This is a genomic window from Roseovarius sp. AK1035, assembly GCF_003288315.1.
Classification (GTDB): Bacteria; Pseudomonadota; Alphaproteobacteria; order Rhodobacterales; family Rhodobacteraceae; genus Roseovarius; species Roseovarius mucosus_A.
The window spans coordinates 401,525-424,504 of sequence record NZ_CP030099.1; the positions used below are offsets into that span (position 1 = coordinate 401,525).

Here is a 22,980-nt window from a genome sequence, read left to right on the forward strand (position 1 = left end):
AGTTTTCATGGAATTCATCACCCAGTTCTTTCAGGCTTTGAAATCACCAAAAATGGCCCTTGTGCTGTTTTTGTTTAGTGGAGCACTATTGTTTGTTCCCATCGAGCGGTTGGGGCTGGAACAACCCGAGTTTACAGACGCCTACCAGACACAAATTCTGCTGGTCTTCTTTTTGGCCTCAGCAATTTTGATCTTGGAAATAGTAATTTGGACGGTTTCCACTATCCGTGCCCCCTTCCGAAGAAGGGCACTCGAGATCGCTTACCAAGAGAACATCGAAAAGACTTTCTATTCTCTGAACCTAGACGAACTTTGTGTGCTATGGGCAATGACCCAAGGTGGCACCAAAACAATCAAAGCTAGCTATGATAACCATGTCATGGTGTCGCTCAGACAGAAGAATGCCTTGGGTTTGATATCGGGCGTCCAAACACTGCACGAGGCGCATCATTATATGCCCGACGCGCTTTACGATCTTGTTGCAGAGCGTGGTTACGAACGCATGCCCGAGGATTTTAGGAATTCTGTACGGTTTGAGGATGAGGTCCGCGAGATTGTGCACCGATCTACAGATTGGCGCTCTTGGAGCTAATTTGTTCCGCGATTTGTACAGTCAAGATTGCTATGTTTTTTTGCGCGCGCAGAGAAGGTCCACAATGGAGGGCCGCGCCACAGCGATTTGTTTGGCCGTTGGATGTCCGCAATGGGCCGGTTATAACCAAGCAGCGTCGCGTCTCGGAAGTGTTGAAATCCGTCTTAGTGAACAGACATCGGTTGGAGCATGTTGTCTGTATCAAGCTTGAGCGCGCTGCGCCAGAGCGGGGTCTTGAACACATGACAGACGTTCCCGCCAGTGCCGTCTTCGCGGGTCTCGATCAACAATCCCGCCCATTCGAGCGGTCGCAGCACGCAAGATGAGAACGCGGCCATCTCGCGCCACCCAGCGGTGTGCCAATCTTGCGGCTCACCGTAGAAGGTTTCGAACAAGGCAGCCTCGGTCGTGCCAGGATCAGCTTCTACGTTGATCACATTCATCCAGACGTCCCATTTTCCGAAAGGGCGGTCATCGAAGCGCGCGTAAGACGCGTGATCGATCTGGAGGATAAAATATGGGATCAGCTCGGCAAAGAGGCGGCCAGGGGCTTGCGCCAGCTCTGTGCCACGTTTGGTCAACCGGAACTCGCCCTTGTAGTGGCGCCCCAAGCGCAGGGAAATCAGCAGAAAATGTAGAACTTCGAGCGGGGGAAACTCATACTCGTTGATCACCTTGTTGTAGCGGAACATCTCTTCGGCGCTGCGCCCCGGCCAGTCAAAATGCGCGACGGCCCAATGGACAAAGACGCGCTTGAAGGCCTTGTTTTTGGTCAGACCGATTGATCCGTGCTCCTGTGCATATTGCAGGGTCAGCAGAGCGCCCCGAAGCAGCGGAGAATGCGCAAGGTCGGGATGGTCATCGGCGAGGGTGCGGAATTCGATCATGGCAGGATGTTGCCACAGGCCGCGCCGCAGTTCCATGATGTCCGCACAGTGTGAATTCGCTAGCCGTGAGATTGTGCTCTTGCCGCGCATGGCTTTTTCGATGAGCCGCACTGAGGCTTGACGGCTTAACTCGGAAGGGCAGTTGTGGGCCGTGCTCTCTCCTCTTTTACATCAGGAGTGCCGTCACGGCCAGCTGACCGCTGCGCATGGCGCGCGCCGACCTTACCACGCTCCCATACATCATCCTCACTTCGACCAAATCGTCGTCAGGTTCCTCTCCCACTCATCCACCATCCACGCTGACAAAGCGCCTCGCCACGGCACCATATCACGGTCTCTAAGCACGCTCGATGCATCATCAGTGTGAAGAACCACTGCCCGGCGCTCTGGGATGGTCCATGACTGCGATCCGCATGTCTCGACGAAATGACGATGCGCCTGACAGTGCGCCAGTATGTGATCGTTTTTCACGCCCTGCTCCCGAGGTTTCGTTTTGACGTTTCTCTTTATTTTATTGGCATTTCTGGTCGAAATCGTTTCCACCAAGGCCCAGAAAAACGTCATTTACGATTGATTTTGTCAACTTAAGGTAAACTTAGCGACAACCTTCCATGACCACTTTAGACAATTCGCGGCGAACTTTCCCCTCAGTTCGCGACCTGAAGGTTTCCCACTATTTCCATCAGGTAAACCTTTGGCAACCTCATGGACTCCATCAAACGGGATCCGGCGAGGGACGGATACACAGCCATTCCTCGCCGGGGATACACGCCCATTTCTCCTACGCCTTCCTAGCCTCACATATACGCCGCAGGAGCTGCACCCGCCGCAAGGTCGGTGCCGGGTCGCCCTCCAGACTGATCATCCGCAGGAATTCGAGCCAGCTGCGTTCGTTCTCAGTGAGATCTTTCATCTGCAGCATCTCGCTCACTTCCCAAAGATTGCGTTGATCGCTGCCTGCGACCGGCTGGTCATGCGCGGATCGCTGTTGTCGGACGCTGTGCGGATCGCCTTGATCCAAGTCGTCTCGTTTTCAGTGACGGGTTCTCCGAAGATCTCGATCAGTGCAGTAGCAGCGGTCCGGCCGATCGCTTGCTCCAAAGCAAGCCGCATAAGATAAGCCGGGTCACACTCCAGGGCGCGCGCCAAGCCCGGAATACGGTCGAGCGCTGCCTTGGACTTTCCCTGTTTGATCATCGTGACCATATTGGCGTTGTTGAAGCCCGCCTGCGCGGCGATCTCGCCCTGTGTTTTCTTGGTTCTCAACTCTAAAATGCGGCGCTCGACAAAATGCGCCAACTGGGTGTCTTGATGCGGTTTCTTGGACATCTCTGGGTCTCTCTCAATCAGATGCGCAGCACATGCTGCTGAATTCATTATAGAAATATATGAATGGGGCTGTTCGGCAGGATGAGAAAACCCGTGATGTTCGACACCACCAAGCTTGATGGAACACGACCCGAATGTGATTTGGAAAAATCGAACTTCAGAGCGATTTGGGGAGAGCTCAAGCGAAATGTGTCAGCCTGCCACATTGGTCCTCGTCGCTTCGCTCTATCTCGGGCAAAAGGAAGTCATCAGAGATGGGAAACCGTAAAATGTTCAAAGGCCTAGGAATTTCGATTGGTATCATTTGTGCAGGAATGCTGGTCCTACCAGCGCTTATACTGGCAGCCCTTTGATTATGTTGGCGGCGGAAGGAATAGCTTCATCAATGTCGGCGTGAAAGCATCGCACGATTACACCTAGTCAGTGAGAATACGATGCGTTGTTCGTTTGCCGGTACGTATCCGACCCGACGAGTGACCCATGCAGCATAGGCAAGCTGCGACCCGACTATAACGCATAAGTAGGCAACTTCCCGATTGCGTCGATCTTGGCTTTCAGGCTCACGTCACCATAGCCATCGGATGCGGTTTTCCCGGCATGCCCTTGAATGGCGTCATAAATGCGTGGCGAGATCCCAAGCTCGATGCACTGACTTTTGAAGCGGTGCCGCCATGCGTGATTAGGCTGCAATCCCTCAGGTTTAACCCCGGAATGGCTTAACCATTGCGCCAGCCTACTTGACACAATCGCCGCTGCGCCCTTGAATTTCTTGGGGTCGGTTGCGCTGTGAAACAGAGGGCCGGGCTTTGCGTCTTGCACGAAATGCGGGAACCCTTCCGCGATGATCTGCGGATGCAACGGCACGTCGCGGTAATCCCCCGCCTTCACTGTCCCAGCGTCTGGCGTAATCCGGATAATCCATTGATCTCCTTCTTTTCGAATATCCTCTTTCCGTAATTGAGTAATTTCGGAAACGCGCGCGCCGCTAAATGCAGAAATGATCGGCACCCACCTTTTCAGGTTCGCGGATTTCTCAGACTCGCGGATGTATCCGGAAGCGTCCGCCGTGCGCACATATGACCGTGACGCTTTCAGAATCTTGACCGCCTCCGCATCGGTATAGCCGCGCTCGCGCCCATAGGTCTTGCGCGACTTTGCTTGTTTCACCGTGACCGCAACGTTCTCGGGCAAGCGGTCATTCTCGACGGCCCAATTCAGCAAAGATCGCACCGTTGACAAATGAACATCGCTTATCGTTTTTGCGGCAAGTGACGTTCTGAGATGGTCGCGCCATGCCATAATATCCTTCTTCGTCAATCGCGCTGCGTCGTCATGCTTCACGAATTTGCGCAGGTTCTCGATGACAGCGCCTTGCCGTTTGCCACCGTCGCGCATTGAACCCGACTGCATGCGCATCTGCACATAGTCAGCCCATAGGCGCTTGAGACTGACCGGCACAGGCTGGTCTTGCGGGGGTTGCGCGTTCACGATGATCGGCGCGGTTGGGGTGCCAGTGAAATCCCCTTCATCGCGCTCTGCGACCCTTGCCAGCGCCTCAAGCTCTGCACTGCATACGGCACGGGCGATCACGCGCCATTCAGTGCTGCCGGGTTTCGCGTCGAGATTCCCAGCGGCGCGGAAACGATCTATTTGCGCACCCACCAGATCGGCCAGCTCTGCATCGTCTGCGCTACCTGAAATAGCCGCGCGCAAGCGCTGCACCAGTCGGTCATCAATGCCTATTGCAGGATAGCGCGGATCATTGCGCAGCACATCATCAAAGGCCAGCCGCTGCATGTAAAGACTATGGGCGATCTGGTCAGGTGCAAGGGGATAGCGCGCCGGGCCAGTCTGCGGTCGCCCTGCCCCGGCCTTCTGTTCGGCAAGGCCAATCTGGTGTTGAAGCTGCGCTACCGCGCCGGGCAGCAACTTGAGTGCTTGACGGTAGTCACCACCCAAAGGGGTGCGCAGCTCAGTCTTGCCAATGATTCCGCGTAGGTCTTTCGGCACTACCAGCCGGGCATGATAGCGCCCACTGCGGTTCACCATATTTCTGACTTTGCCTGCCATGACGATTGCCCGTTGTAACCAAATTTGTAACCACAGAACGGGTAAACGCCTTTGCTTGCAAGGGTTTTATTTGATTTCAAGGGGATACACTGGTGCTGCTGGGGAGGATTGAACTCCCGACCTCGTCATTACCAATGACGCGCTCTACCACTGAGCTACAGCAGCACGTGTGGCGCGCTGATTAGACGCTAATCGCTGATGGCGCAAGGGGTAACTGGACGGTTTTTCACACCTCCTGTAAGAGAGAGCCATGAGCAAAAAACAAACACCGGATAAAGGCGCGAAACAGAGCCCAAGCCGCGAGGACAGGCTGAAATCGGCGTTGAAGGCCAATCTCGCACGGCGTAAGGCGCAGGTACGCGCCAAGGCGGACGGCCTGTCCACGCCAAAGCCAACCGGTACAAAGGATGAGGGGTAGAGCAGATGGATTCGATCGTCGTCACAGGCAATGGGCCGCTTGAAGGACAAATTCCCATCGCGGGGGCCAAGAATGCCTGTCTGACGCTGATGCCCGCCACATTGCTAAGCGATGAGCCGTTGACCCTGACCAATGCGCCGCGCCTGTCGGATATCAAGACAATGACAACGCTGCTGCAATCCTTGGGCGCAGAGGTGGTGCAGATGCAGGGTGGTCAAGTTTTGGCGCTGTCGTCGCATAATCTGAACAACCACGTCGCCGACTATGACATCGTGCGCAAGATGCGGGCCTCGATCCTCGTGCTGGGGCCAATGCTGGCGCGGGATGGTCATGCTGTGGTCTCGCTGCCGGGCGGATGCGCCATCGGAGCGCGGCCCGTTGATCTGCATTTGCGCGCATTGGAGGCGATGGGTGCCGAACTTGACCTGCGCGAAGGCTATGTACATGCCAAGGCCCCCGGCGGCCTGAAGGGGGGAATGTTCGAATTCCCCATCGTCTCGGTCGGGGCCACGGAAAACGCCCTGATGGCGGCGACCTTGGCCAAAGGTACGACCGTGCTCAAGAATGCTGCGCGCGAGCCTGAGATCGTTGATCTGGCCCACTGCCTGCGCCGCATGGGCGCGCAAATCGAAGGCGAAGGCACAGGCACGATTACCATTCAGGGGGTAGACCGGCTTGGAGGTGCGACGCATCCCGTGGTGGTCGACCGGATCGAGCTTGGGACCTATATGTTGGCCCCGGCGATCTGCGGAGGTGAGGTAGAATGCCTCGGCGGACGGCGGGATCTTGTGGGCGCTTTTTGTGACAAACTTGAAGAGGCGGGCATCAGCGTCACCGAAACTGACGCGGGTCTCAAGGTCAGCCGCAAGAATGGCAAAGTGCGCGCTGTCGATGTAGTGACAGAGCCGTTTCCGGGCTTCCCCACAGACCTGCAAGCGCAGATGATGGCGCTGATGTGCACCGCCGAAGGCACCTCGGTACTGGAAGAGCGTATCTTTGAAAATCGCTTCATGCATGCACCGGAACTGATGCGAATGGGTGCGAAAATCGACGTGCATGGCGGCACCGCCACCGTAACCGGCATTGATCGCCTCAAGGGCGCGCCGGTGATGGCCACCGATCTGCGCGCCTCGGTGTCGCTCATTCTTGCGGGGCTGGCGGCAGAAGGCGAAACCATCGTCAACCGGGTGTATCACCTTGATCGCGGCTACGAGCGGGTCGAGGAAAAGCTGGGCAACGTCGGCGCCAAGATCGAAAGGATCAGTGGCAAATGACCGAAGACGCCAAATTCGAAGACGGGCGCGAAGCCCCTCTTAATCTGGGCGCGATAGAAGAGGACGACCTAAAGGTCATCTCATCGCTCGCACAAGACGCGGTCTTTCCCATCACCGAGATGACGTGGCGACCGGGCCAGCGGCGCTTTGGCCTTTTGCTCAACCGCTTTCGTTGGGAAGATCAGGGGCTTAAGCGACATGGGCCGGAGCGGGTGCAGGCGCTCTTGGTGGTGGACAATGTGCTGCGCGTGGCCAGCCAAGGCATCAACCGGCATGACAAAGACACGATCCTGTCGTTGCTCGCGATCACCTTTGAGCCGGGGTCGGAGGGGGCGGGTCATGTACTTTTGACGCTGGCGGGTGACGGCGCGTTGCGCCTAGAGGTCGAGGCGCTCGAAGTCACGCTCAAAGATGTGACGCGGCCCTACCGCGCGCCATCAGGCAAGGTGCCGCACCACGAGAGCTGAGACGCTTGGCATAGCGCAGAATTTGAGTATTTGGACCAAGAAGAAGACCGGGGCTTGAGACAGTGGCCACGCACCGCTATGTCCCCCGGCGAAAGGAACCGCCATGCCAATCACGCTTGACGCCACCGCGCCCGATTTCGAAGCCCGCTTTGCGGAGTTGCTCAGCGCCAAGCGCGAAGACAGTCCGGATGTAGACGATATCGTCGCGGGCATCATCGCGGATGTGCGGCAACGGGGGGATGCAGCAGTGATTGCATTGACCGAGCGCTTCGACCGTGTCGCGCTGACACCTGAAACGCTGCGCTTCTCGCCCGAGGAAATCGTGCAGCTTATTGGCGAAGTGCCCCCGGCCGAGCGGGACGCGCTGGAACTTGCGGCAGAGCGCATCCGCGCCTATCACGCGCGGCAGATGCCCGAGGATGCCAGCTGGACCGAAGAGAGCGGCGCGATGCTGGGCTGGCGTTGGACGCCGGTCTCGGCGGCGGGGCTTTATGTTCCCGGTGGCTTGGCCTCTTACCCCTCCTCCGTGCTGATGAACGCCATTCCCGCCAAGGTGGCTGGGGTGGAACGGCTGGCGATTGTCGTTCCCACGCCAGATGGCAAGGCGAACCCGCTGGTGCTTTTGGCCGCGCAGATCGCGGGCGTAGATGAAATATACCGCATCGGCGGCGCACAGGCGATTGCAGCGCTTGCCTATGGCACCGAGAGCATTGCCCCGGTGGACAAGATCACCGGACCCGGTAATGCCTTTGTCGCCGCCGCCAAGCGCCGGGTGTTTGGCAAAGTGGGCATCGACATGATCGCTGGTCCCTCGGAAATCCTTGTGATTGCGGACAGGGGGCAGAACCCAGACTGGATCGCGCTCGACATGCTGAGCCAAGCTGAACATGACGAAAGCGCGCAAGCCATCCTGATCACGGACGATGCCGAGTTGGCCGAAGCGGTCAGCGCCGCCATTGACCGCCACCTCGAAACGCTGGAACGGCGCGCCATCGCAGGGGCAAGCTGGCGCGACTACGGCGCGATTGTTCTGGTGCCCGACATGGCCACCGCAGCCACCCTCTCGAACCGCATTGCGCCAGAGCATTTGGAGCTGTGCGTGAGCGATCCTGACGCCTTGTCGGCGCAAATCACTCATGCCGGAGCGATATTTCTCGGGGCGTGGACGCCTGAGGCGATCGGCGATTACGTCGGTGGCCCCAATCACGTTTTGCCCACTGCGCGCTCGGCCCGGTTCTCGTCTGGCCTGTCGGTCATGGATTTCCTAAAGCGCACCACTTTGGCCCGGATGACACCGGAAGCCCTGCGCGCCATTGGCCCCGCCGCCGAAACCCTGGCCATCTCTGAGAGCCTTGAGGCGCATGGCCTGTCGGTGCGGGCAAGATTGGACCATCTCAACGGCTGAAACGGCGATTTGACGCCGGTTGGTCCGAAACTGCCCCTTTCGCCCCTGCGGCACGCCCACTATAAGGACAGATGCCCCGGACCCCCGAGTCGCGGGGCTCATCATTATTTCGGGCGACAGGGCACAGGCGCATATGTCTATATTTGATAGGATTCCCAGTCTGTTTTCATCAGACATGGCGATTGACCTGGGCACGGCCAACACGCTGGTTTACGTCAAGGGGCGCGGGATCATCCTGAGCGAGCCTTCGGTTGTGGCCTATCACGTCAAGGACGGAGTTCGCAAAGTGCTGGCCGTGGGCGAGGATGCCAAGCTGATGCTGGGGCGGACCCCCGGCAGCATCGAGGCCATCAGGCCGATGCGCGAAGGTGTGATCGCCGACTTTGACACCGCCGAAGCGATGATCAAGCATTTCATCCGCAAGGTGCACAAGCGTTCAACCTTTTCCAAGCCCAAGATCATCGTCTGTGTGCCGCACGGGGCGACACCGGTGGAAAAGCGCGCGATCCGGCAATCAGTGCTCTCTGCGGGCGCGCGCCGGGCGGGTTTGATCGCAGAACCCATTGCCGCCGCTATTGGTGCAGGCATGCCGATCACAGATCCCACCGGGAACATGGTGGTTGATATCGGCGGCGGCACGACCGAGGTCGCGGTGCTCAGCCTTGGCGATATCGTCTATGCGCGCTCGGTGCGTGTTGGGGGCGACCGGATGGACGAGGCGATCATCAACTATCTGCGTCGCCAGCAAAACCTGCTGGTGGGTGAATCCACGGCTGAGCGGATCAAGACCAGCATCGGCACGGCCCGTATGCCCGACGACGGGCGCGGCACGTCGATGCATGTGCGCGGGCGTGACCTGCTCAATGGCGTGCCCAAGGAAATCGAGATCAGCCAAGCGCAGATCGCCGAGGCGCTCGCCGAACCCGTACAACAGATTTGCGAGGCGGTGATGACCGCGCTTGAGGCGACACCACCCGATCTGGCGGCGGATATCGTAGACCGTGGCGTGATGCTGACGGGCGGGGGCGCGCTTTTGGGCGATCTTGATCTGGCGCTGCGCGAACAAACCGGGCTGGCCGTATCCATTGCGGATGACAGTCTCAATTGCGTGGCACTTGGCACTGGCAAAGCGCTTGAGTTTGAAAAGCAGTTGCGCCACGCGATTGACTACGACAGCTGAACCACCCACCTTTGCCTAAAAGGGGGATTTCGTGGCGAGAGACCGCGGACAAGGCGAGGATTACAGTGGCCCGCTGAAGCGCCTGCTTCTGGGGGTCCTCCTGTTGTGTCTGCTCGGCATCTTCCTGGTCTGGCGGATCGACAGCCCGCGGGTCGAAAGATTTCGCGCGCAGGTGGTGGATCGGGTCGTGCCCTCATTCGACTGGGCGATGGCACCGGTCACCGGGGCGGTGAATATCTTGCGCGATTTCCAGAGCTATCAGCGCATGTATCAGCAAAATCAGGATCTACGCCGCGAGTTGCAACAGATGAAAGCGTGGAAAGAGGCCGCGCTGCAGCTGGAGCAGGAAAACGCGCGCCTCTTGGACCTCAACAATGTGCAACTTGACCCGCGCCTGACATTTGTGACGGGCGTGGTCATGGCCGACAGCGGGTCGCCCTTTCGGCAATCCGTATTGATCAACGTGGGCGCGCGCGATGGCATCAAGGATGGCTGGGCTGCGATGGACGGTCTGGGGCTGGTGGGGCGGATTTCCGGCGTCGGGCGGAACACTGCGCGGGTAATCCTGCTGACCGACACCTCGAGCCGGATCCCCGTCACGATCCAGCCCTCGGGACAGCGTGCGTTGATCATTGGCGACAATTCCATCGCACCGGTGGTCGATTTCGTTGAAGCCCCGGATCAGGTACGCCCCGGCGATCGGGTGCTGACCTCGGGCGATGGCGGGGTGTTTCCGGCGGGCTTGCTGGTCGGTCAATTGGCCGAAGATCCCGGCGGGCGGATGCGCGTGCGGATCTCCGCAGATTACGAGCGGCTGGAATTTCTGCGCGTGCTGCGCAGTTACGAGAACGAGCGCCTGACCGACCCCGGACGGCTGATTTCCCCATCAAGCCTGCCCGGCAGCGAGAATCCCGAGACCGCCCCAGATGCGACCGAAGCGGCGGAGGCTGAGAATGGTTGATGCGCTCTTGCCTCGTGCCTGGGTCATGCGTGCGCTTTATCTGGCGCTTTGTATTGCCCTTCTGTTTCTGCATCTTTTGCCGTTGGCGCATACGCCGCCGAAATGGGCCGGGCCCGATCTGGTGATGGCGCTGACCTTTGCTTGGGCGGTGCGCCGGCCTGACTATGTGCCGGTGCTGTTGGTTGGGCTGGTGGCACTTGGACTTGATTTTATGTTGCAGCGCCCACCGGGCCTGTGGGCGGCACTGATGGTGATCGGCACGCAGACCCTACGCAATCGTGCATCCGCTTTGCGCGATCTGACATTTGCGGCAGAATGGGCCTCGGTCGCCAGTTCCATGATCGTGATGACCGTGGCGAACCGCGTTATCTTGGCCATTCTGATGGTGGATCAGGCACCGCTCGGTCTGAGCCTCATGCAACTGATGTCTACCTTGATCGCCTACCCTGCCATCGCCTTTCTGTCACATGCCCTGTTTGGTGTGCGCAAACGTGCGCCCGGTGATCTTGATCCTGCGGGGATGCGGCCATGAGGCGCCCGCCCCGCGATACCGCCGAGAGCCAGCGTCGGATCACCCGGCGCGGGCTGGTCGTGGGCGGGCTACAACTGGGCGTGATGGGCGCGCTTGCGCTGCGCATGCGGTATATGCAGTTGGAACAGGCCGATCAGTTCCGCCTCTTGGCTGACGAGAACCGCATCAACATTCAACTGATCCCCCCCACGCGCGGGCGGATTTTTGACCGCGAAGGTCGGATCATCGCCGAGAATGTGCCCAGCTACAGGATCACCATGATCCGCGAACAGGCGCGGGACGTGGACGAGGTGATCGCCCGGCTGGCGCGTTTGGTCGAGTTGGACCCCGGAGAGCTGGAAAAGGCCCGTCGCGAGTTAAAAGAGCTGCGTGGCGATACCCCTGTGACAGTGGCCGATCGTGTCACCTGGGAGGATATCAGCCGGGTTGCGGTCAATGCCCCTGCCTTACCCGGTGTTCATCCAGAGGTGGGGCTGTCTCGCCGCTATCCGCTGCGGGATGATCATGCCCATGTGGTGGGCTATGTCGGGCCAGTCAGCGACCGCGATCTGGATCGGATCGACGCGCCAGAACAGCTTTTGCGCTTGCCTCGTTTCCAGATCGGCAAGATCGGGCTTGAAGCGCAGCGTGAGAACCTCTTGCGTGGCTCTGCGGGCACGCGACGGGTTGAGGTGAACGCCGCCGGGCGCGTGATGCGCGAATTGGACCGCCAAGAGGGGCAACCCGGCTCGGATATCCAGTTGACGCTCGACAACGAATTGCAAACCTATGCCAATGCCCGCCTAGATGGCGAGAGCGCCGCCGTGGTGATGATCGACTGTGAGACAGGCGATATTCTGGCCTGTGCCTCTTCGCCCAGCTACGATCCCAACCTCTTTGTGCGTGGTATCTCGGTTGCGGATTATCGCGCCTTGCTGGACGATCCCTATCGCCCCCTGCCCAACAAGGCAGTGCAGGGCATCTATCCTCCGGGCTCTACCTTTAAGATGGTGACAGCGCTTGCGGCGCTTGAGGCGGGGGATGTCTCGCTTCAGGATACGGTCTATTGCCCCGGCCATCTGGAAATCAGTGGCCGCCGCTTTCACTGTTGGAAACGCGGCGGGCACGGCAACATGGACCTCCACCTTTCGTTGCGCGAAAGTTGCGACGTCTATTACTACGAACTCGCCCTGCGGACCGGTATCGAGAATATCAGCGCGATGGCCGAGAGGCTTGGTCTTGGGGTGCAGTTCGACCTACCCATGACCAGTGTTGCCAAAGGGTTAGCACCGACCCGCGAATGGAAAGTGGCCAATCGTGGCGAGCCGTGGGTTGTGGGGGACAGCGCCAATGCCTCGATCGGACAGGGATTCGTGCTGGCCTCGCCGCTGCAACTGGCGGTAATGACCGCACGTTTGGCCACCAGCCGAAGCGTGACGCCCCGACTGGTCAAATCCATCGACGGGGTCGAGCAGCCCTCAGGCCATGGCGAGCCTATGGGCCTGAACGAGAACCTTCTGCGCGAGGTGCGGCGCGCGATGTATGCCGTCACCAACAGCAACCGTGGCACCGCCTATCGCAGCCGCATCATCGAGGATGCCTTTCGCCTTGCGGGCAAGACCGGCACAAGCCAGGTGCGCAACATCTCGACCGGTGAGCGGGCGACAGGCGTGCTCAGCAACGATGCCCTGCCCCGCGAACAGCGCGATCACGCGCTTTTTGTCAGCTTTGCACCCTATGATGCCCCAAAATATGCCGTGGCAGTTGTGGTGGAACATGGCGGCGGCGGTTCAACGGCGGCAGCACCGATTGCCCGCGACATCACCCTTCAAGCGCTCTATGGCGAGGACCCACCGCTGGCCGCCTATCCCGAGGCCGACCGCCCCCGGATCAAGGCACAACAGGAAAAACTGCGCGCGGCCCGCTCTCGACCGACACCAGAGGACAGCGACCGCGCATGAGCTATCTCGAGCACTCCATCAAGACCGCCCCGTCTGGCGCACGCAAGATCCTGTACCTCAACTGGCCACTGGTGCTCTTGCTCTGCACTGTTGCGGGCGTGGGATTTCTGATGCTCTACTCGGTTGCGGGCGGAAACCTGTCAATCTGGGCAGAGCCGCAAATGAAACGCTTTGCCCTCGGGTTGGCGGTGATGCTGATCGTGGCCATGGTCCCAATCTGGTTCTGGCGGAACATGTCGCTGCTTGCCTATCTCATTTCCCTGGCCCTGTTGATTGCCGTGGCGCTGGTCGGGGTGGAGGGCAAGGGCGCACAGCGCTGGATCGACCTTGGGTTTATGCGACTTCAGCCCTCGGAATTGGTCAAGATCACGCTCGTGATGCTATTGGCCGCCTATTACGATTGGTTGCCGATGTCGCGGGTATCACGGCCCATTTGGGTGTTGATCCCGGTGGGGCTGATCCTGACCCCGGTGGCTCTGGTGCTGCGTCAGCCTGACCTTGGCACCTCGATCCTGCTGTTGGCGGCAGGAGGGGTGGTTATGTTTGTGGCGGGGGTGCATTGGGCCTATTTCGCCACGGTCATCCTCGCGGTGGTCGCGCTTGTGTTTGCAGTGTTCGAAAGCCGCGGCACCGATTGGCAACTGCTTGAAAATTATCAATATCGCCGGATCGACACCTTTCTCAATCCCGACAATGATCCACTTGGCGCGGGCTATCACATCACCCAATCCAAGATCGCTCTTGGCTCTGGCGGCTGGACTGGGCGGGGCTTTATGCAGGGTACGCAATCGCGGCTCAACTTTCTGCCAGAGAAGCATACGGACTTTATCTTCGTCACCCTTGCCGAGGAATTCGGTTTTATCGGCGGGATTTCCATTCTGGGACTTTATACGCTGATCCTTGTGTTCTGCGTCTCTGCGGCGTTCAGTAACAAGGATCGCTATTCATCCCTGCTCATTCTCGGGGTCGCGATGACGTTTTTTCTGTTCTTCGCCGTTAATATGGCGATGGTCATGGGCCTTATGCCCGTGGTCGGGGTGCCGCTGCCACTGGTCAGCTATGGCGGATCGGCGATGCTTGTGCTCATGGTCGGTTTTGGCCTTGTCCAGAGCGCGCATATTCACAAACCAAGGTAGGACAAATGACACCCAATATTCTTTTTGCTGCTCGGCCCGAGCAGTGGGACATCTATGAAAACCCTTTGAAATCAGCCCTCTCTGAGGCAGGTGTCACGGCGAACCTCGCGCTTGATCTGCCCCCCGAAGAGGTGGATTACATGATCTACGCGCCCAATAGCGCGGTGCAGGATTTTACCCCCTATACGCGCCTCAAGGCGGTTCTGAACCTCTGGGCTGGGGTAGAGAATATCGTTGGAAATCAAACGCTAAAGGTTCCGTTGGCGCGGATGGTCGATCATGGGCTGACGCAAGGGATGGTGGAATGGGTCACGGGCCATGTGCTGCGGCATCATCTGGGGATGGATGCGCATATTCTTGGACAAGACGGGGTCTGGCGCAAGACCATCCCCCCTCTGGCCGAGGATCGCCCGGTTACCGTGTTGGGGCTGGGCGTTCTGGGGCAGGCCTGCGCCAAGGCGCTGCGCGGTCTTGGGTTTCCGGTTACGGGCTGGAGCAGAAGCCCGCGCGAGGTGTCGGACATCGCCTGTCTTTCGGGGGATGATGGGCTGCTCAAGGCGTTGCAAAGCGCTGAAATCCTTGTGCTTTTGCTGCCTTTGACAGCTGAGACCGAAAACCTTTTAAACGCCGAACGGCTGGCCCTTCTGCCAGAGGGCGCGATGATCGTGAACCCTGGACGCGGGCCACTGATAGACGATGATGCGCTTTTGGCTGCGTTGGACGCAGGGCATATCGGACATGCCACGCTGGATGTGTTCCGGGTAGAGCCGTTGCCGCCCGCGCATCCCTATTGGGCGCATCCACGTGTGACGGTAACGCCGCATATCGCCTCTGAAACGCGGGCCATCACGGCGGCGCGGGTGATCATCGAGAATGTCCGGCGCGGTGAGGCAGGTGAGCCGTTCTTGCATCTGGTGGATCGCAGCAAAGGGTATTGAACCCAGCTAACTATCTGAGAAGTGGCGGTTTATCCGGGTCAGAGCCGGGTGCCGCGCGGACCGTTGGCCGGGGCGGTTCGGGCAGATCAAAGCGCAATCCGCAGTGTGCCAGACGTGCCGCGACCGGATCGGAGGCGGCAAAGAAGGCCACATCAAGTGCGGCCGCCTCAAGCCCCGAAAAGATCAGCACCTCGGACACGGCGCGGGCCAAGGCGCTTTGCGCCTGCGGGTCCGCCCCGACAAAGCCCAGCAAATGCCCCTGCGCACCGGTGTCATAGGTCACGCGGGCGAGATAGGCGAGGTCCGCGAGCCCTGCCATCGTGGCCAGTCGCGCATCGAGTGCAATCAAGAGGTTTTCGGGCAAGCCTTTGGGCGCGCTTAGCTTTTCCGGCTTTGCCTCGATCTCTGAGGGGGCATCGGAGAGGGTTTCTGCCAGCCAATCCACCGCCTCTGGCGGAAGCAGGATGGAGGAAGGTGCCACGTCGAGATTGACACCAAGGCCCACCCCCTGCCCCGCCAGCATGGTCGCGATACTGCGCCCACTGAGTGCCGCGTAGGGCACGATGCGGCCTGCAAACTGCGCCAAGCGGTCTTCGCGATCAAACACGAGAACGAAAGAATGATCTGATAAATCAAATACTTCCGGGTCGAGTTGGTCGCCATCTACCTCGGATTTGAGCAAGAGATACAGCTCGCTTGCCGCCAAGGTCTCGTAAAACCGCAAGCGGGCGGTGGCGTCCTCGGGGGCCGCCTCCATCGCGGCATGAGCGATGTCGAGCGGGGTCAGGTCAGTCATGGATAACCCTTTGAATTTGTGCGCGTAATTCCGGCAGAACGTCGGCCTCGAACCACGGATGTTTCTTGAGCCAAGCGGTATTGCGCCACGAGGGATGCGGCAAGGTGAAAATCCGCGGTGCATAGTCGCGCCATGCCTGAACGGTTTGAGTTACACCGGTCTTGACGCCCAAGTGATACTTGTGGGCATAGCCGCCGACAAGCACGGTTAACCTCACGTTTTCAAAGGCTTGCATGACGCGGACGTGCCATGTGCGGCCACAGATGCGCGGCGGCGGCAGATCTGATCCCTTGGCATCGTAGCCCGGAAAGCAAAAGGCCATCGGCACGATCGCCACGCGGGATTTATCGTAGAATTCACAGGCATTTAGCCCCAGCCAATCGCGCAGCCGGTCCCCCGAAGGATCATCAAATGGCTTGCCCGATTGATGCACCCGCAGCCCCGGTGCCTGTCCGGCGATAAGCAGTCGCGCCGTGGGTTGAAACCAGACCACGGGGCGGGGCGCATGCGCGGTGTGCGTGGCTGCGAAACGGTCCGCGCAGAGGCGACAGGCGCGGATCTCGGCGGTGAGGTCGGACATGACGAACCTTACGTTTTGTAAGGTGATTTTGTAAGGTCGGCCCTCATAAGAGGGTCACCCCCGCCGCCGTCATCCCCGCCTCTGCCTCCGCCAGTGATCCGCCAAGGTCGATGCCGCGCGCCAGATCGCGCCGGACGGTGACGCGGTAGCCCAGCCGGGCGGCGTCGAGCGCTGAGTAGTTGACGCAGAAATCGGTGGCGAGGCCGACCATGGTGAGGTCGGTGATACCGCGCGTTTGCAGATAGCCATGCAGCCCGGTCGGGGTGGCGCGGTCATTCTCGAAAAACGCCGAATAGCTGTCGATGGCGGGATTATACCCTTTACGCAGAATGAGGTCGGCGCGCGCTGTGTTCAGATCTTGGTGAAAGGCGGCCCCATGGCTGCCCTGAACGCAATGGTCGGGCCAGAGCACTTGGGGGCCATAGGGCATCTCGGTCATTTCATAGGCAGATTTTCCGGGATGCGAGGACGCGAAGGAGGAATGGCCCGAGGGATGCCAATCCTGTGTGAGGATCACTGCCGGGAATTCCGGCATGAGGGCGTTGATGCCGGGCACGATCTGATCCCCCTCTGGAACGGCGAGCGCGCCACCGGGGCAGAAATCATTTTGCAGGTCGATCACGATGAGGGCAGATGTCATAGCATGGCTCCTTCAAGCGCAGAGGTAAGGGCCATGGAAACGGGCGTCAATCACCTCGCGCCGTCTATTCTGCCGCGTGTCGACCGGTGCGATACCCTCAAAGTTGCCCCTCAATGCAGAACATGCCAGTCTGAACGCAACTATTCGGGATCGTCATTTTCAGCAGGGGAAAAACATGAAACGCATTCTAGCCATGATTTTTGGGGCATGTCTGACCGCATCGCCTAGTGTCGCGCAAGAGTTGATCGCGGAATATTACACCTCTCTCGGGGTCGAGGATATGCGGAATTCGCAAGGGCAACGATTGGGGGATTTCTGCGCGGTTGTTCAGCAAGACCGGGCAAATTTTCACCGCTTTGGCATCCGCCATGACGGCGATCAATCGGACCCGGTCTTTGCCTCGCGCGAGATGCGCGCCCGAATTGCCGGGCGCTGTCGCATCATGCCCGGTTCTGAATATCTGCCCGAGTGGGTACTGTCAGGGCGAAGCCGCTATATCTGGGTGCGGGTTTATGGAATTGGCGGCCAGCCGACAGAGCTTTTGATCTCGGAAGGGGCGGGGTGACGCGCGGCCCTTGCAGGCCAAAAGCGTCGGAATGCCCTCTTGCGAGGGCCTGCGCGGGGGCGTAAATCGCGCGGCATGTACAAGATTGCAGCCCTCTATCATTTCACCCGCTTTGACGATCCCGCCGCCGTGCAGGGGCCGTTGCAGGCGCTGTGCGACGCGGAAAAGATCAGCGGGTCGCTCTTGCTCGCGCGCGAGGGCATCAATGGCACGATTGCCGGGCCTGCGGCGGGGATTTCTGCTGTGCTGGCGCATATCCGCGCCCTGCCCGGCTGCGACGGTCTGGAATGGAAGGAAAGCGCGACGGCAACGCAGCCCTTTCGCCGGATGAAGGTGCGGCTGAAGAAAGAGATTGTGACCATGGGGCAGCCGGATGTCGATCCGCGCGCGCGGGTCGGGCATTATGTTGAGCCTGCCGGATGGAATGATCTGATCCGCAGTCCGGATGTGGCGGTGATCGACACGCGGAATGATTACGAGGTGGCGATTGGCACCTTTGAGGGGGCGGTTGATCCGCAGACGGCGACATTCCGCGATTTCCCGGCGTGGTGGGAGGAAAACAAGCACCGCTTTCACAACAAGCGGATCGCGATGTTCTGCACGGGCGGCATTCGCTGTGAGAAATCCACCAATTACCTTTTGGGACAGGGGGTGGAGGAGGTCTATCACCTCAAGGGCGGTATTCTGAAATATCTCGAAGAGGTGCCGGAAGCGGAGAGCACGTGGCGCGGGGAGTGTTTCGTGTTTGATGGGCGCGTGTCGGTGGGGCACGGGCTGAAGGAAGGGCCGCATCGGTTGTGCCATGCCTGTCGGCGGCCGATCCTGCCTGCCGATATGGACCGGCCCGAGTATGAAGAGGGCGTCGCCTGTCATCACTGCGTGAACGAGACCAGCGACGACGACAAGGCGCGGTTTCGTGAGCGGCAAAAGCAGATGGGTCTGGCCGAGGCGCGGGGCGCGCGGCATATCAAGATTGTTCACGAGGGGTGAGAAGCGGTGCCTCTTGTCGCAAGCTGCGCGGTGCCCGACCGCCGGGTGGGCGCAGCAACAGAAGTGATGGGCACTTTATGCCTGCCAACTCTTCCGCGTTCTCGCTGAGGCGATACGTTGCAAAAGCGCCCGCCCGAGGGGGCGGTCGGGCGCTGCGCGGCGGTGCCTGCGGCACCTCGGTTCCGCGCGACGGTGATTGGGGCGAATGTCCGTTAACCCCCCCCGCGCGGAACAAGGCGCGAAGCGCCGCCGCGCGGATCGCTGGGCCGTCCCCCTACCCCTTTTGCCCGATCTTCGGCTCTGTTCCCGCCTTGATCCGGGCGATATTGTCGCGGTGCCGCCAGAAGACCAGCAGAGACAGCACGAAGGCCAGAAGCATGCCCGTGCCGTATCCCAGCACCACCATCCAGCCGGTCGAGAGCGCCGCCGCCATGATCGCGGCCTTGGACGAGACCCGCGTGACCAGCGCCGTCACCAGCCATGTGGCGCAGCAGGCCAGACCCACGGGCCATGCGAGGGCAAGGAAAATTCCCAGAAAGGTTGCCACCCCCTTGCCGCCGCGAAACCCGATCCAGACCGGGTAGCAATGGCCAAGAAAGGCGCTGAGCGCCGCCAGTTGCGCCGCATCCTCGCCGGCCATGGCCCGCGCCAAGAGCACCGCCACAGCCCCCTTGCCACCATCGAGAAGAAGGGTGAGCGCGGCGGCGGTTTTGTTGCCGGTGCGCAAGACATTCGTGGCCCCGATATTGCCCGATCCGATCTCGCGCAGGTTGCCAAGCCCCATGACCCGCGCCAGCACCATCCCAAAGGGGATGGAGCCCAAGAGATAGCCGATCACGGCCCAGAGGATCAGCAAAGTGGTGGTGGTTTCGATCAGGGGCATGTGTCGGCCTCATATACGCGGGTGCCTGCGACATAGGTTGCGCAGACCTTACCTTGCAGGCGCGCGCCATCAAAGGGGGTGTTCTTGGATTTTGACCGGAGCGCGAAGCGGTCGAGCACGAAGGGTTTCATCGGATCAAAAAGCACCAGATCGGCAGGCGCGCCGATGCTGAGCCGCCCCGAAGCCAGCCCCAGACGTTTGGCGGGGTTGAGCGACATGGCGCGAAAGAGCGCGGGCAGATCGAGCGCCTCGGCATGGTAAAGCCGGAGTGCGACGGGCAGCAGGGTTTCAAGCGCCACGGCACCGCTCGCCGCTTCTTCAAAGGGCAGGCGTTTGGATTCCTCGTCCTGCGGCGTGTGCATGGAGGAGATGATGTCGATCAGCCCCTCGCGCAGCGCCTCGATCACCGCTTGGCGATCATCCTCGGAGCGGAGCGGCGGTTTGAGTTTGAAGAAGGTGCGGTAATCCGACACGTCGAGTTCATTGAGCGTGAGGTGGTGGATGGACGTGCCTGCGGTGATATTGAGCCCGTTCTTCTTGGCGCGGGCCAAGGCGGGCAGCGCGCGGGCTGTGGTGATCTGGTCGGCGTGATACCGCGCGCCGGTCATTTCCAGAAGGGCGATGTCACGGTCCAGCCCCATCCGCTCGGCCATGGGCGAGACGGCAGGCAGACCGCGGAGCGAGGCGAATTTGCCAGAGGTGGCCGCCGCACCGGCGCTCAGGCCGGGATCTTGGGGATGGCCGATGACGAGCGCGCCAAGCGATCGGGCATAGGTCAGTGCGCGGCTGAGAACCTTGGTATCGCTGACCACATGGTCGCAATCGGTAAAGGCCACAGCGCCTGCGTCCATGAGAAAGCCGATTTCGGTCATCTCGCGGCCCTGTCGCCCCTTGGTCAGTGCGGCCATGACCAGCACATTGACCGGCGAGGCCTCATTGGCGCGGCGGGCCACGAATTCCAGCACCTCGGGGCTGTCGATGGCGGGGGATGTATCGGGGCGCGTGACCATCGTGGTCACACCGCCCGCCGCCGCCGCAAGGCCCGCAGAGCGATAGCTTTCCTTGTGCCGCTCGCCCGGTTCGCACACCTTGACGCCGATATCGACGATACCGGGGGCAAGACAATGGCCGCTGCAATCCATCACGACCTCGGCCTGCGGTGGGGCATCCGTGCCGCGCGCGGCAATCACGCCCTTGTCGATCAGGAGCCAGCCGGGAGCATCCGTTCCTGCCTCGGGATCAATCAGGCGGGCGTTTGTGAAAAGGGTTTGGGTCATACGGTTACTTTCTTTCGGCTTTGGCACGGCTCATCCCGCCACCCAGACCATGACCACGGTCAGGGCGGCGATCACCAGAAGGGCCAACATCGCGATCTTGCCGGACATGCGTGGGTCTTTGGGTTCCTGCATCCTGTCCTCTTATAGTCCTGCGGCGGCGCGTATCCGCGCCTCGGTGCCGGCGCGGTCGGCCTGATATTTGATCAGGTGCTTGTCGCCCGTGGCGGTGATCACCTGCACGGCGCTGCCCAAGCCCCGGACCGTCTTGATCTCTGAGAGCCGCACAACGCGGGTTTGGGGGCCAAGGAGCCGCCGGTCGGTCAGATCCCAGCGTGCCTTCAACTCGTCGGAGGCGACATAAAACCCCCGCACGGCAATCGCGGCAAGCCCGCCCACGGCCCCGGTCCAGACATGCGGATTGCCAATCGCCCAGAGGATCGCCATGCCAAGCGCCATGGCCCCCGCCGCAAGCCAAGCATGGTCACGGCGATAGGCGGCACGGTCGGGGTGAAAGCTTGTGATCACGTGCTCACCCTCTGCCAGCGGGGTGGTGGGGGTCATGGAATGAATGAGCCCCTCGCTCATAGTTTCACCGCAAGGCCAATGGCGACGGCCGCGCCGATGGCCATGAGCGCCAGCACGGCAAAGGCCATGAGCCGCAACCGCCCCGCACCCTGCGGGCGGGCATTGGCGCGGGGGGTGAGCAGGCCCTCGGCGCTGCCGGTAGGCAGGGGGGTGAAACGCACCGGCGCCACCTCTTCGGAAAAGCGCGCGACAAGGCGCAGGGGCGCGCGCGGGCGCATTTCCTGAGCGCGCCCTTCAAAGGCGCGTGAGGGCAGGATCAGCACGCGACCCTTCAGGCCATTGACCTGAGGCTGCATGGGGGAAAGTTCAGCGGCGGCGATGCCATGCCCATCGGCCAGATAATCGGTGAGCGTCATGCCTTGCAGATCCGCCAGATCGAAAAGCTCGATTTCCGACGTCTTGAGCGGGCCTGCGCCCAGCGCGGCAAGGATGGCATCATCAGCATGGGGTTTGGCGCGATCCTCGTCCACGGCAAAGAGGCGCACGACATGCGCCTCACCGGCGGGGATGCGCAGAACCGTGCTCATGCCGCCGCCCGGCGGGCGCGCAGGTTGCGCGCCAGAAGGTCCATCGCGGCCATGCGCACGGCGACGCCCATCTCGACCTGATCCTGAATGACCGAGCGGTTGATGTCGTCGGCAATCTCGCCGTCGATTTCAACGCCGCGATTCATCGGGCCGGGATGCATGACGATGGCGTCGGGCTTGGCATGGGCCAGTTTCTCGGCATCGAGCCCGTAGCGGTGGTAATATTCGCGCTCTGACGGGATAAAGCCGCCATCCATGCGTTCCTTTTGCAGCCTCAGCATCATCACTACATCAGCGCCCTCTAGCCCGCGGCGCATGTCGTCATAGACTTCGACGCCAAAGGCGTCGATGCCAGCGGGCATGAGCGTGGGCGGGCCGATGAGGCGGACGCGGTTTTCCATCCGGCCCAGCAGGAGGATATTCGAGCGCGCAACACGGCTATGCGCGATGTCGCCGCAGATGGCGATGGTCAGCCGGTGCAACCGCCCTTTGGCGCGGCGGATCGTCAACGCATCCAAGAGCGCCTGAGTGGGGTGTTCATGCCGCCCGTCGCCCGCATTGAGCACCGCGCAGCGCACCTTTTGCGCCAAGAGATCGACCGCGCCGGAATGGGGATGGCGCACCACCAGAAGATCGGGGTGCATGGCGTTGAGCGTGAGGGCGGTATCAATCAGGGTTTCGCCCTTTTTGAGGCTGGAGGCCTGCATCGCCATGTTCATCACATCCGCGCCAAGGCGCTTGCCTGCCAGCTCAAAGCTGGCCTGTGTGCGGGTGGAATTCTCGAAGAACATATTGATCTGCGTGAGCCCCGCCAAGGCATCGCCATGTTTGGTGGCGCTGCGGTTGAGGGTCACGTATTCCTCGGCCAGATCAAGGATCGCGGTGATATCCGCCGGGGACAGCGGCTCGATCCCCAGAAGATGCGCGTGTGGAAATGTCATGCCGCCCTCCAGAGCCGTTCCGCCCTGCTTTGTAAGACCGCAGGTGTCGCAGGGCAAGGCGCGGATT

The 22,980-nt window shown here is 60.6% G+C and carries 25 protein-coding genes and 1 tRNA gene; 13 read left to right on the top strand and 13 right to left on the bottom strand.

Annotation, left to right across the window (positions count from 1 at the left end; genetic code table 11):
* Nucleotides 1–7: 7 nt before the first annotated feature.
* Nucleotides 8–592, top strand: a complete 585-nt coding sequence (locus tag RAK1035_RS01985) for a super-infection exclusion protein B (protein ID WP_008279222.1) — start codon at nt 8–10, stop codon at nt 590–592.
* A 164-nt stretch (nt 593–756) separates the two neighbouring features.
* On the opposite strand, the gene RAK1035_RS01990 is transcribed toward RAK1035_RS01985, so the two are convergent.
* The 5 genes from RAK1035_RS01990 to RAK1035_RS02010 all read right to left on the bottom strand — a co-directional run bounded on the left by RAK1035_RS01990 (nt 757) and on the right by RAK1035_RS02010 (nt 5,043).
* Nucleotides 757–1,515: a hypothetical protein gene (locus tag RAK1035_RS01990; protein WP_008279223.1), complete on the bottom strand. Its 759-nt coding sequence runs from the start codon at nt 1,513–1,515 to the stop codon at nt 757–759.
* Nucleotides 1,516–2,260: 745 nt separating this feature from the next.
* Nucleotides 2,261–2,392 (bottom strand): hypothetical protein, encoded by a 132-nt coding sequence (locus RAK1035_RS20620; protein ID WP_269724439.1) that lies wholly within the window; start codon nt 2,390–2,392, stop codon nt 2,261–2,263.
* A 14-nt stretch (nt 2,393–2,406) separates the two neighbouring features.
* Nucleotides 2,407–2,808, bottom strand: coding sequence for a helix-turn-helix domain-containing protein (locus RAK1035_RS02000; RefSeq protein ID WP_037296694.1), 402 nt, complete (start codon nt 2,806–2,808; stop codon nt 2,407–2,409).
* Nucleotides 2,809–3,315: 507 nt separating this feature from the next.
* Complete coding sequence (locus RAK1035_RS02005; protein WP_232279146.1) at nt 3,316–4,878, bottom strand: site-specific integrase; 1,563 nt, start codon at nt 4,876–4,878, stop codon at nt 3,316–3,318.
* A 90-nt stretch (nt 4,879–4,968) separates the two neighbouring features.
* Nucleotides 4,969–5,043 (bottom strand) — tRNA-Thr (locus tag RAK1035_RS02010).
* A gap of 85 nt (nt 5,044–5,128) precedes the next feature.
* Between RAK1035_RS02010 and RAK1035_RS20335 the strand changes: the two genes are divergently transcribed.
* From RAK1035_RS20335 to RAK1035_RS02055, 10 genes are all read left to right on the top strand, one after another.
* Nucleotides 5,129–5,296, top strand: a complete 168-nt coding sequence (locus RAK1035_RS20335) for a hypothetical protein (protein ID WP_008279228.1) — start codon at nt 5,129–5,131, stop codon at nt 5,294–5,296.
* A 5-nt stretch (nt 5,297–5,301) separates the two neighbouring features.
* Nucleotides 5,302–6,570 carry a UDP-N-acetylglucosamine 1-carboxyvinyltransferase gene (gene murA, locus RAK1035_RS02015; RefSeq protein WP_008279229.1) on the top strand — a complete coding sequence of 423 codons (1,269 nt, stop codon included), beginning with the start codon at nt 5,302–5,304 and terminating at the stop codon, nt 6,568–6,570.
* Entirely contained in the window at nt 6,567–7,037 is a 471-nt protein-coding gene (locus tag RAK1035_RS02020) for a DUF2948 family protein (protein WP_008279230.1), read from the top strand. The genes murA and RAK1035_RS02020 overlap by 4 nt, the downstream gene beginning before the upstream one ends.
* A gap of 103 nt (nt 7,038–7,140) precedes the next feature.
* On the top strand, nt 7,141–8,442 hold the full coding sequence (gene hisD, locus RAK1035_RS02025) for a histidinol dehydrogenase (protein WP_008279231.1): 1,302 nt from the start codon (nt 7,141–7,143) through the stop codon (nt 8,440–8,442).
* A 133-nt stretch (nt 8,443–8,575) separates the two neighbouring features.
* Nucleotides 8,576–9,622 carry a rod shape-determining protein gene (locus RAK1035_RS02030; RefSeq protein WP_037245879.1) on the top strand — a complete coding sequence of 349 codons (1,047 nt, stop codon included), beginning with the start codon at nt 8,576–8,578 and terminating at the stop codon, nt 9,620–9,622.
* A 31-nt stretch (nt 9,623–9,653) separates the two neighbouring features.
* Nucleotides 9,654–10,583, top strand: coding sequence for a rod shape-determining protein MreC (gene mreC, locus RAK1035_RS02035; RefSeq protein WP_008279233.1), 930 nt, complete (start codon nt 9,654–9,656; stop codon nt 10,581–10,583).
* Nucleotides 10,576–11,115: a hypothetical protein gene (locus tag RAK1035_RS02040; protein WP_037296697.1), complete on the top strand. Its 540-nt coding sequence runs from the start codon at nt 10,576–10,578 to the stop codon at nt 11,113–11,115. Before mreC ends, RAK1035_RS02040 begins: the two co-directional genes overlap by 8 nt.
* The gene (gene mrdA / locus RAK1035_RS02045) at nt 11,112–13,055 is read left to right on the top strand and encodes a penicillin-binding protein 2 (RefSeq protein ID WP_008279235.1); all 1,944 of its coding nucleotides are present in this window, start codon (nt 11,112–11,114) and stop codon (nt 13,053–13,055) included. Before RAK1035_RS02040 ends, mrdA begins: the two co-directional genes overlap by 4 nt.
* Nucleotides 13,052–14,191, top strand: a complete 1,140-nt coding sequence (gene rodA, locus RAK1035_RS02050; protein WP_008279236.1) for a rod shape-determining protein RodA — start codon at nt 13,052–13,054, stop codon at nt 14,189–14,191. Before mrdA ends, rodA begins: the two co-directional genes overlap by 4 nt.
* Nucleotides 14,192–14,196: 5 nt before the next feature.
* The gene (locus RAK1035_RS02055; protein ID WP_008279237.1) at nt 14,197–15,129 is read left to right on the top strand and encodes a 2-hydroxyacid dehydrogenase; all 933 of its coding nucleotides are present in this window, start codon (nt 14,197–14,199) and stop codon (nt 15,127–15,129) included.
* A gap of 10 nt (nt 15,130–15,139) precedes the next feature.
* Here the strand turns inward: RAK1035_RS02055 and RAK1035_RS02060 are convergent, their stop codons facing one another.
* From RAK1035_RS02060 to pncA, 3 genes are read right to left on the bottom strand one after another with little or no spacing between them, the layout of a single operon-like run.
* A complete protein-coding gene (locus tag RAK1035_RS02060) occupies nt 15,140–15,925 on the bottom strand; it encodes an SseB family protein (protein ID WP_008279238.1) in 786 nt (261 codons plus the stop codon).
* Nucleotides 15,918–16,505, bottom strand: coding sequence for a uracil-DNA glycosylase family protein (locus RAK1035_RS02065; RefSeq protein WP_008279239.1), 588 nt, complete (start codon nt 16,503–16,505; stop codon nt 15,918–15,920). The genes RAK1035_RS02060 and RAK1035_RS02065 overlap by 8 nt, the downstream gene beginning before the upstream one ends.
* A gap of 43 nt (nt 16,506–16,548) precedes the next feature.
* Nucleotides 16,549–17,145, bottom strand: a complete 597-nt coding sequence (gene pncA, locus RAK1035_RS02070) for a bifunctional nicotinamidase/pyrazinamidase (RefSeq protein ID WP_008279240.1) — start codon at nt 17,143–17,145, stop codon at nt 16,549–16,551.
* A gap of 175 nt (nt 17,146–17,320) precedes the next feature.
* Here pncA and RAK1035_RS02075 point away from each other — a divergent pair, with 175 nt between their 5' ends.
* Both RAK1035_RS02075 and trhO read left to right on the top strand, forming a co-directional pair.
* The gene (locus RAK1035_RS02075; RefSeq protein ID WP_112303054.1) at nt 17,321–17,710 is read left to right on the top strand and encodes a hypothetical protein; all 390 of its coding nucleotides are present in this window, start codon (nt 17,321–17,323) and stop codon (nt 17,708–17,710) included.
* 75 nt (nt 17,711–17,785) lie between these two features.
* Complete coding sequence (trhO, locus tag RAK1035_RS02080; protein WP_008279242.1) at nt 17,786–18,700, top strand: oxygen-dependent tRNA uridine(34) hydroxylase TrhO; 915 nt, start codon at nt 17,786–17,788, stop codon at nt 18,698–18,700.
* A 274-nt stretch (nt 18,701–18,974) separates the two neighbouring features.
* Here the strand turns inward: trhO and plsY are convergent, their stop codons facing one another.
* The 5 genes from plsY to RAK1035_RS02105 form a co-directional block, all read right to left on the bottom strand.
* The gene (gene plsY / locus RAK1035_RS02085) at nt 18,975–19,583 is read right to left on the bottom strand and encodes a glycerol-3-phosphate 1-O-acyltransferase PlsY (RefSeq protein ID WP_008279243.1); all 609 of its coding nucleotides are present in this window, start codon (nt 19,581–19,583) and stop codon (nt 18,975–18,977) included.
* Nucleotides 19,574–20,860 carry a dihydroorotase gene (pyrC, locus tag RAK1035_RS02090; protein WP_008279244.1) on the bottom strand — a complete coding sequence of 429 codons (1,287 nt, stop codon included), beginning with the start codon at nt 20,858–20,860 and terminating at the stop codon, nt 19,574–19,576. The genes plsY and pyrC overlap by 10 nt, the downstream gene beginning before the upstream one ends.
* Before the next feature lie 141 nt (nt 20,861–21,001).
* Nucleotides 21,002–21,421, bottom strand: coding sequence for a hypothetical protein (locus RAK1035_RS02095; RefSeq protein WP_050775721.1), 420 nt, complete (start codon nt 21,419–21,421; stop codon nt 21,002–21,004).
* A gap of 20 nt (nt 21,422–21,441) precedes the next feature.
* Complete coding sequence (locus RAK1035_RS02100; RefSeq protein ID WP_008279247.1) at nt 21,442–21,972, bottom strand: hypothetical protein; 531 nt, start codon at nt 21,970–21,972, stop codon at nt 21,442–21,444.
* Nucleotides 21,969–22,913: an aspartate carbamoyltransferase catalytic subunit gene (locus tag RAK1035_RS02105; protein WP_037296930.1), complete on the bottom strand. Its 945-nt coding sequence runs from the start codon at nt 22,911–22,913 to the stop codon at nt 21,969–21,971. Before RAK1035_RS02105 ends, RAK1035_RS02100 begins: the two co-directional genes overlap by 4 nt.
* Nucleotides 22,914–22,980 lie beyond the last annotated feature (67 nt).

What these genes read in the sequence shown, in the direction of transcription:
- RAK1035_RS01985 (WP_008279222.1), top strand. Translation starts at nt 8, where the DNA reads ATGGAATTCATCACCCAGTTCTTTCAGGCTTTGAAATCACCAAAAATG.
- RAK1035_RS01990 (WP_008279223.1), bottom strand. Translation starts at nt 1,515, where the DNA reads ATGGAACTGCGGCGCGGCCTGTGGCAACATCCTGCCATGATCGAATTC.
- RAK1035_RS20620 (WP_269724439.1), bottom strand. Translation starts at nt 2,392, where the DNA reads ATGAAAGATCTCACTGAGAACGAACGCAGCTGGCTCGAATTCCTGCGG.
- RAK1035_RS02000 (WP_037296694.1), bottom strand. Translation starts at nt 2,808, where the DNA reads ATGTCCAAGAAACCGCATCAAGACACCCAGTTGGCGCATTTTGTCGAG.
- RAK1035_RS02005 (WP_232279146.1), bottom strand. Translation starts at nt 4,878, where the DNA reads ATGGCAGGCAAAGTCAGAAATATGGTGAACCGCAGTGGGCGCTATCAT.
- RAK1035_RS20335 (WP_008279228.1), top strand. Translation starts at nt 5,129, where the DNA reads ATGAGCAAAAAACAAACACCGGATAAAGGCGCGAAACAGAGCCCAAGC.
- murA (WP_008279229.1), top strand. Translation starts at nt 5,302, where the DNA reads ATGGATTCGATCGTCGTCACAGGCAATGGGCCGCTTGAAGGACAAATT.
- RAK1035_RS02020 (WP_008279230.1), top strand. Translation starts at nt 6,567, where the DNA reads ATGACCGAAGACGCCAAATTCGAAGACGGGCGCGAAGCCCCTCTTAAT.
- hisD (WP_008279231.1), top strand. Translation starts at nt 7,141, where the DNA reads ATGCCAATCACGCTTGACGCCACCGCGCCCGATTTCGAAGCCCGCTTT.
- RAK1035_RS02030 (WP_037245879.1), top strand. Translation starts at nt 8,576, where the DNA reads ATGTCTATATTTGATAGGATTCCCAGTCTGTTTTCATCAGACATGGCG.
- RAK1035_RS02040 (WP_037296697.1), top strand. Translation starts at nt 10,576, where the DNA reads ATGGTTGATGCGCTCTTGCCTCGTGCCTGGGTCATGCGTGCGCTTTAT.
- mrdA (WP_008279235.1), top strand. Translation starts at nt 11,112, where the DNA reads ATGAGGCGCCCGCCCCGCGATACCGCCGAGAGCCAGCGTCGGATCACC.
- rodA (WP_008279236.1), top strand. Translation starts at nt 13,052, where the DNA reads ATGAGCTATCTCGAGCACTCCATCAAGACCGCCCCGTCTGGCGCACGC.
- RAK1035_RS02055 (WP_008279237.1), top strand. Translation starts at nt 14,197, where the DNA reads ATGACACCCAATATTCTTTTTGCTGCTCGGCCCGAGCAGTGGGACATC.
- RAK1035_RS02060 (WP_008279238.1), bottom strand. Translation starts at nt 15,925, where the DNA reads ATGACTGACCTGACCCCGCTCGACATCGCTCATGCCGCGATGGAGGCG.
- RAK1035_RS02065 (WP_008279239.1), bottom strand. Translation starts at nt 16,505, where the DNA reads ATGTCCGACCTCACCGCCGAGATCCGCGCCTGTCGCCTCTGCGCGGAC.
- pncA (WP_008279240.1), bottom strand. Translation starts at nt 17,145, where the DNA reads ATGACATCTGCCCTCATCGTGATCGACCTGCAAAATGATTTCTGCCCC.
- RAK1035_RS02075 (WP_112303054.1), top strand. Translation starts at nt 17,321, where the DNA reads ATGAAACGCATTCTAGCCATGATTTTTGGGGCATGTCTGACCGCATCG.
- trhO (WP_008279242.1), top strand. Translation starts at nt 17,786, where the DNA reads ATGTACAAGATTGCAGCCCTCTATCATTTCACCCGCTTTGACGATCCC.
- plsY (WP_008279243.1), bottom strand. Translation starts at nt 19,583, where the DNA reads ATGCCCCTGATCGAAACCACCACCACTTTGCTGATCCTCTGGGCCGTG.
- pyrC (WP_008279244.1), bottom strand. Translation starts at nt 20,860, where the DNA reads ATGACCCAAACCCTTTTCACAAACGCCCGCCTGATTGATCCCGAGGCA.
- RAK1035_RS02095 (WP_050775721.1), bottom strand. Translation starts at nt 21,421, where the DNA reads ATGACCCCCACCACCCCGCTGGCAGAGGGTGAGCACGTGATCACAAGC.
- RAK1035_RS02100 (WP_008279247.1), bottom strand. Translation starts at nt 21,972, where the DNA reads ATGAGCACGGTTCTGCGCATCCCCGCCGGTGAGGCGCATGTCGTGCGC.
- RAK1035_RS02105 (WP_037296930.1), bottom strand. Translation starts at nt 22,913, where the DNA reads ATGACATTTCCACACGCGCATCTTCTGGGGATCGAGCCGCTGTCCCCG.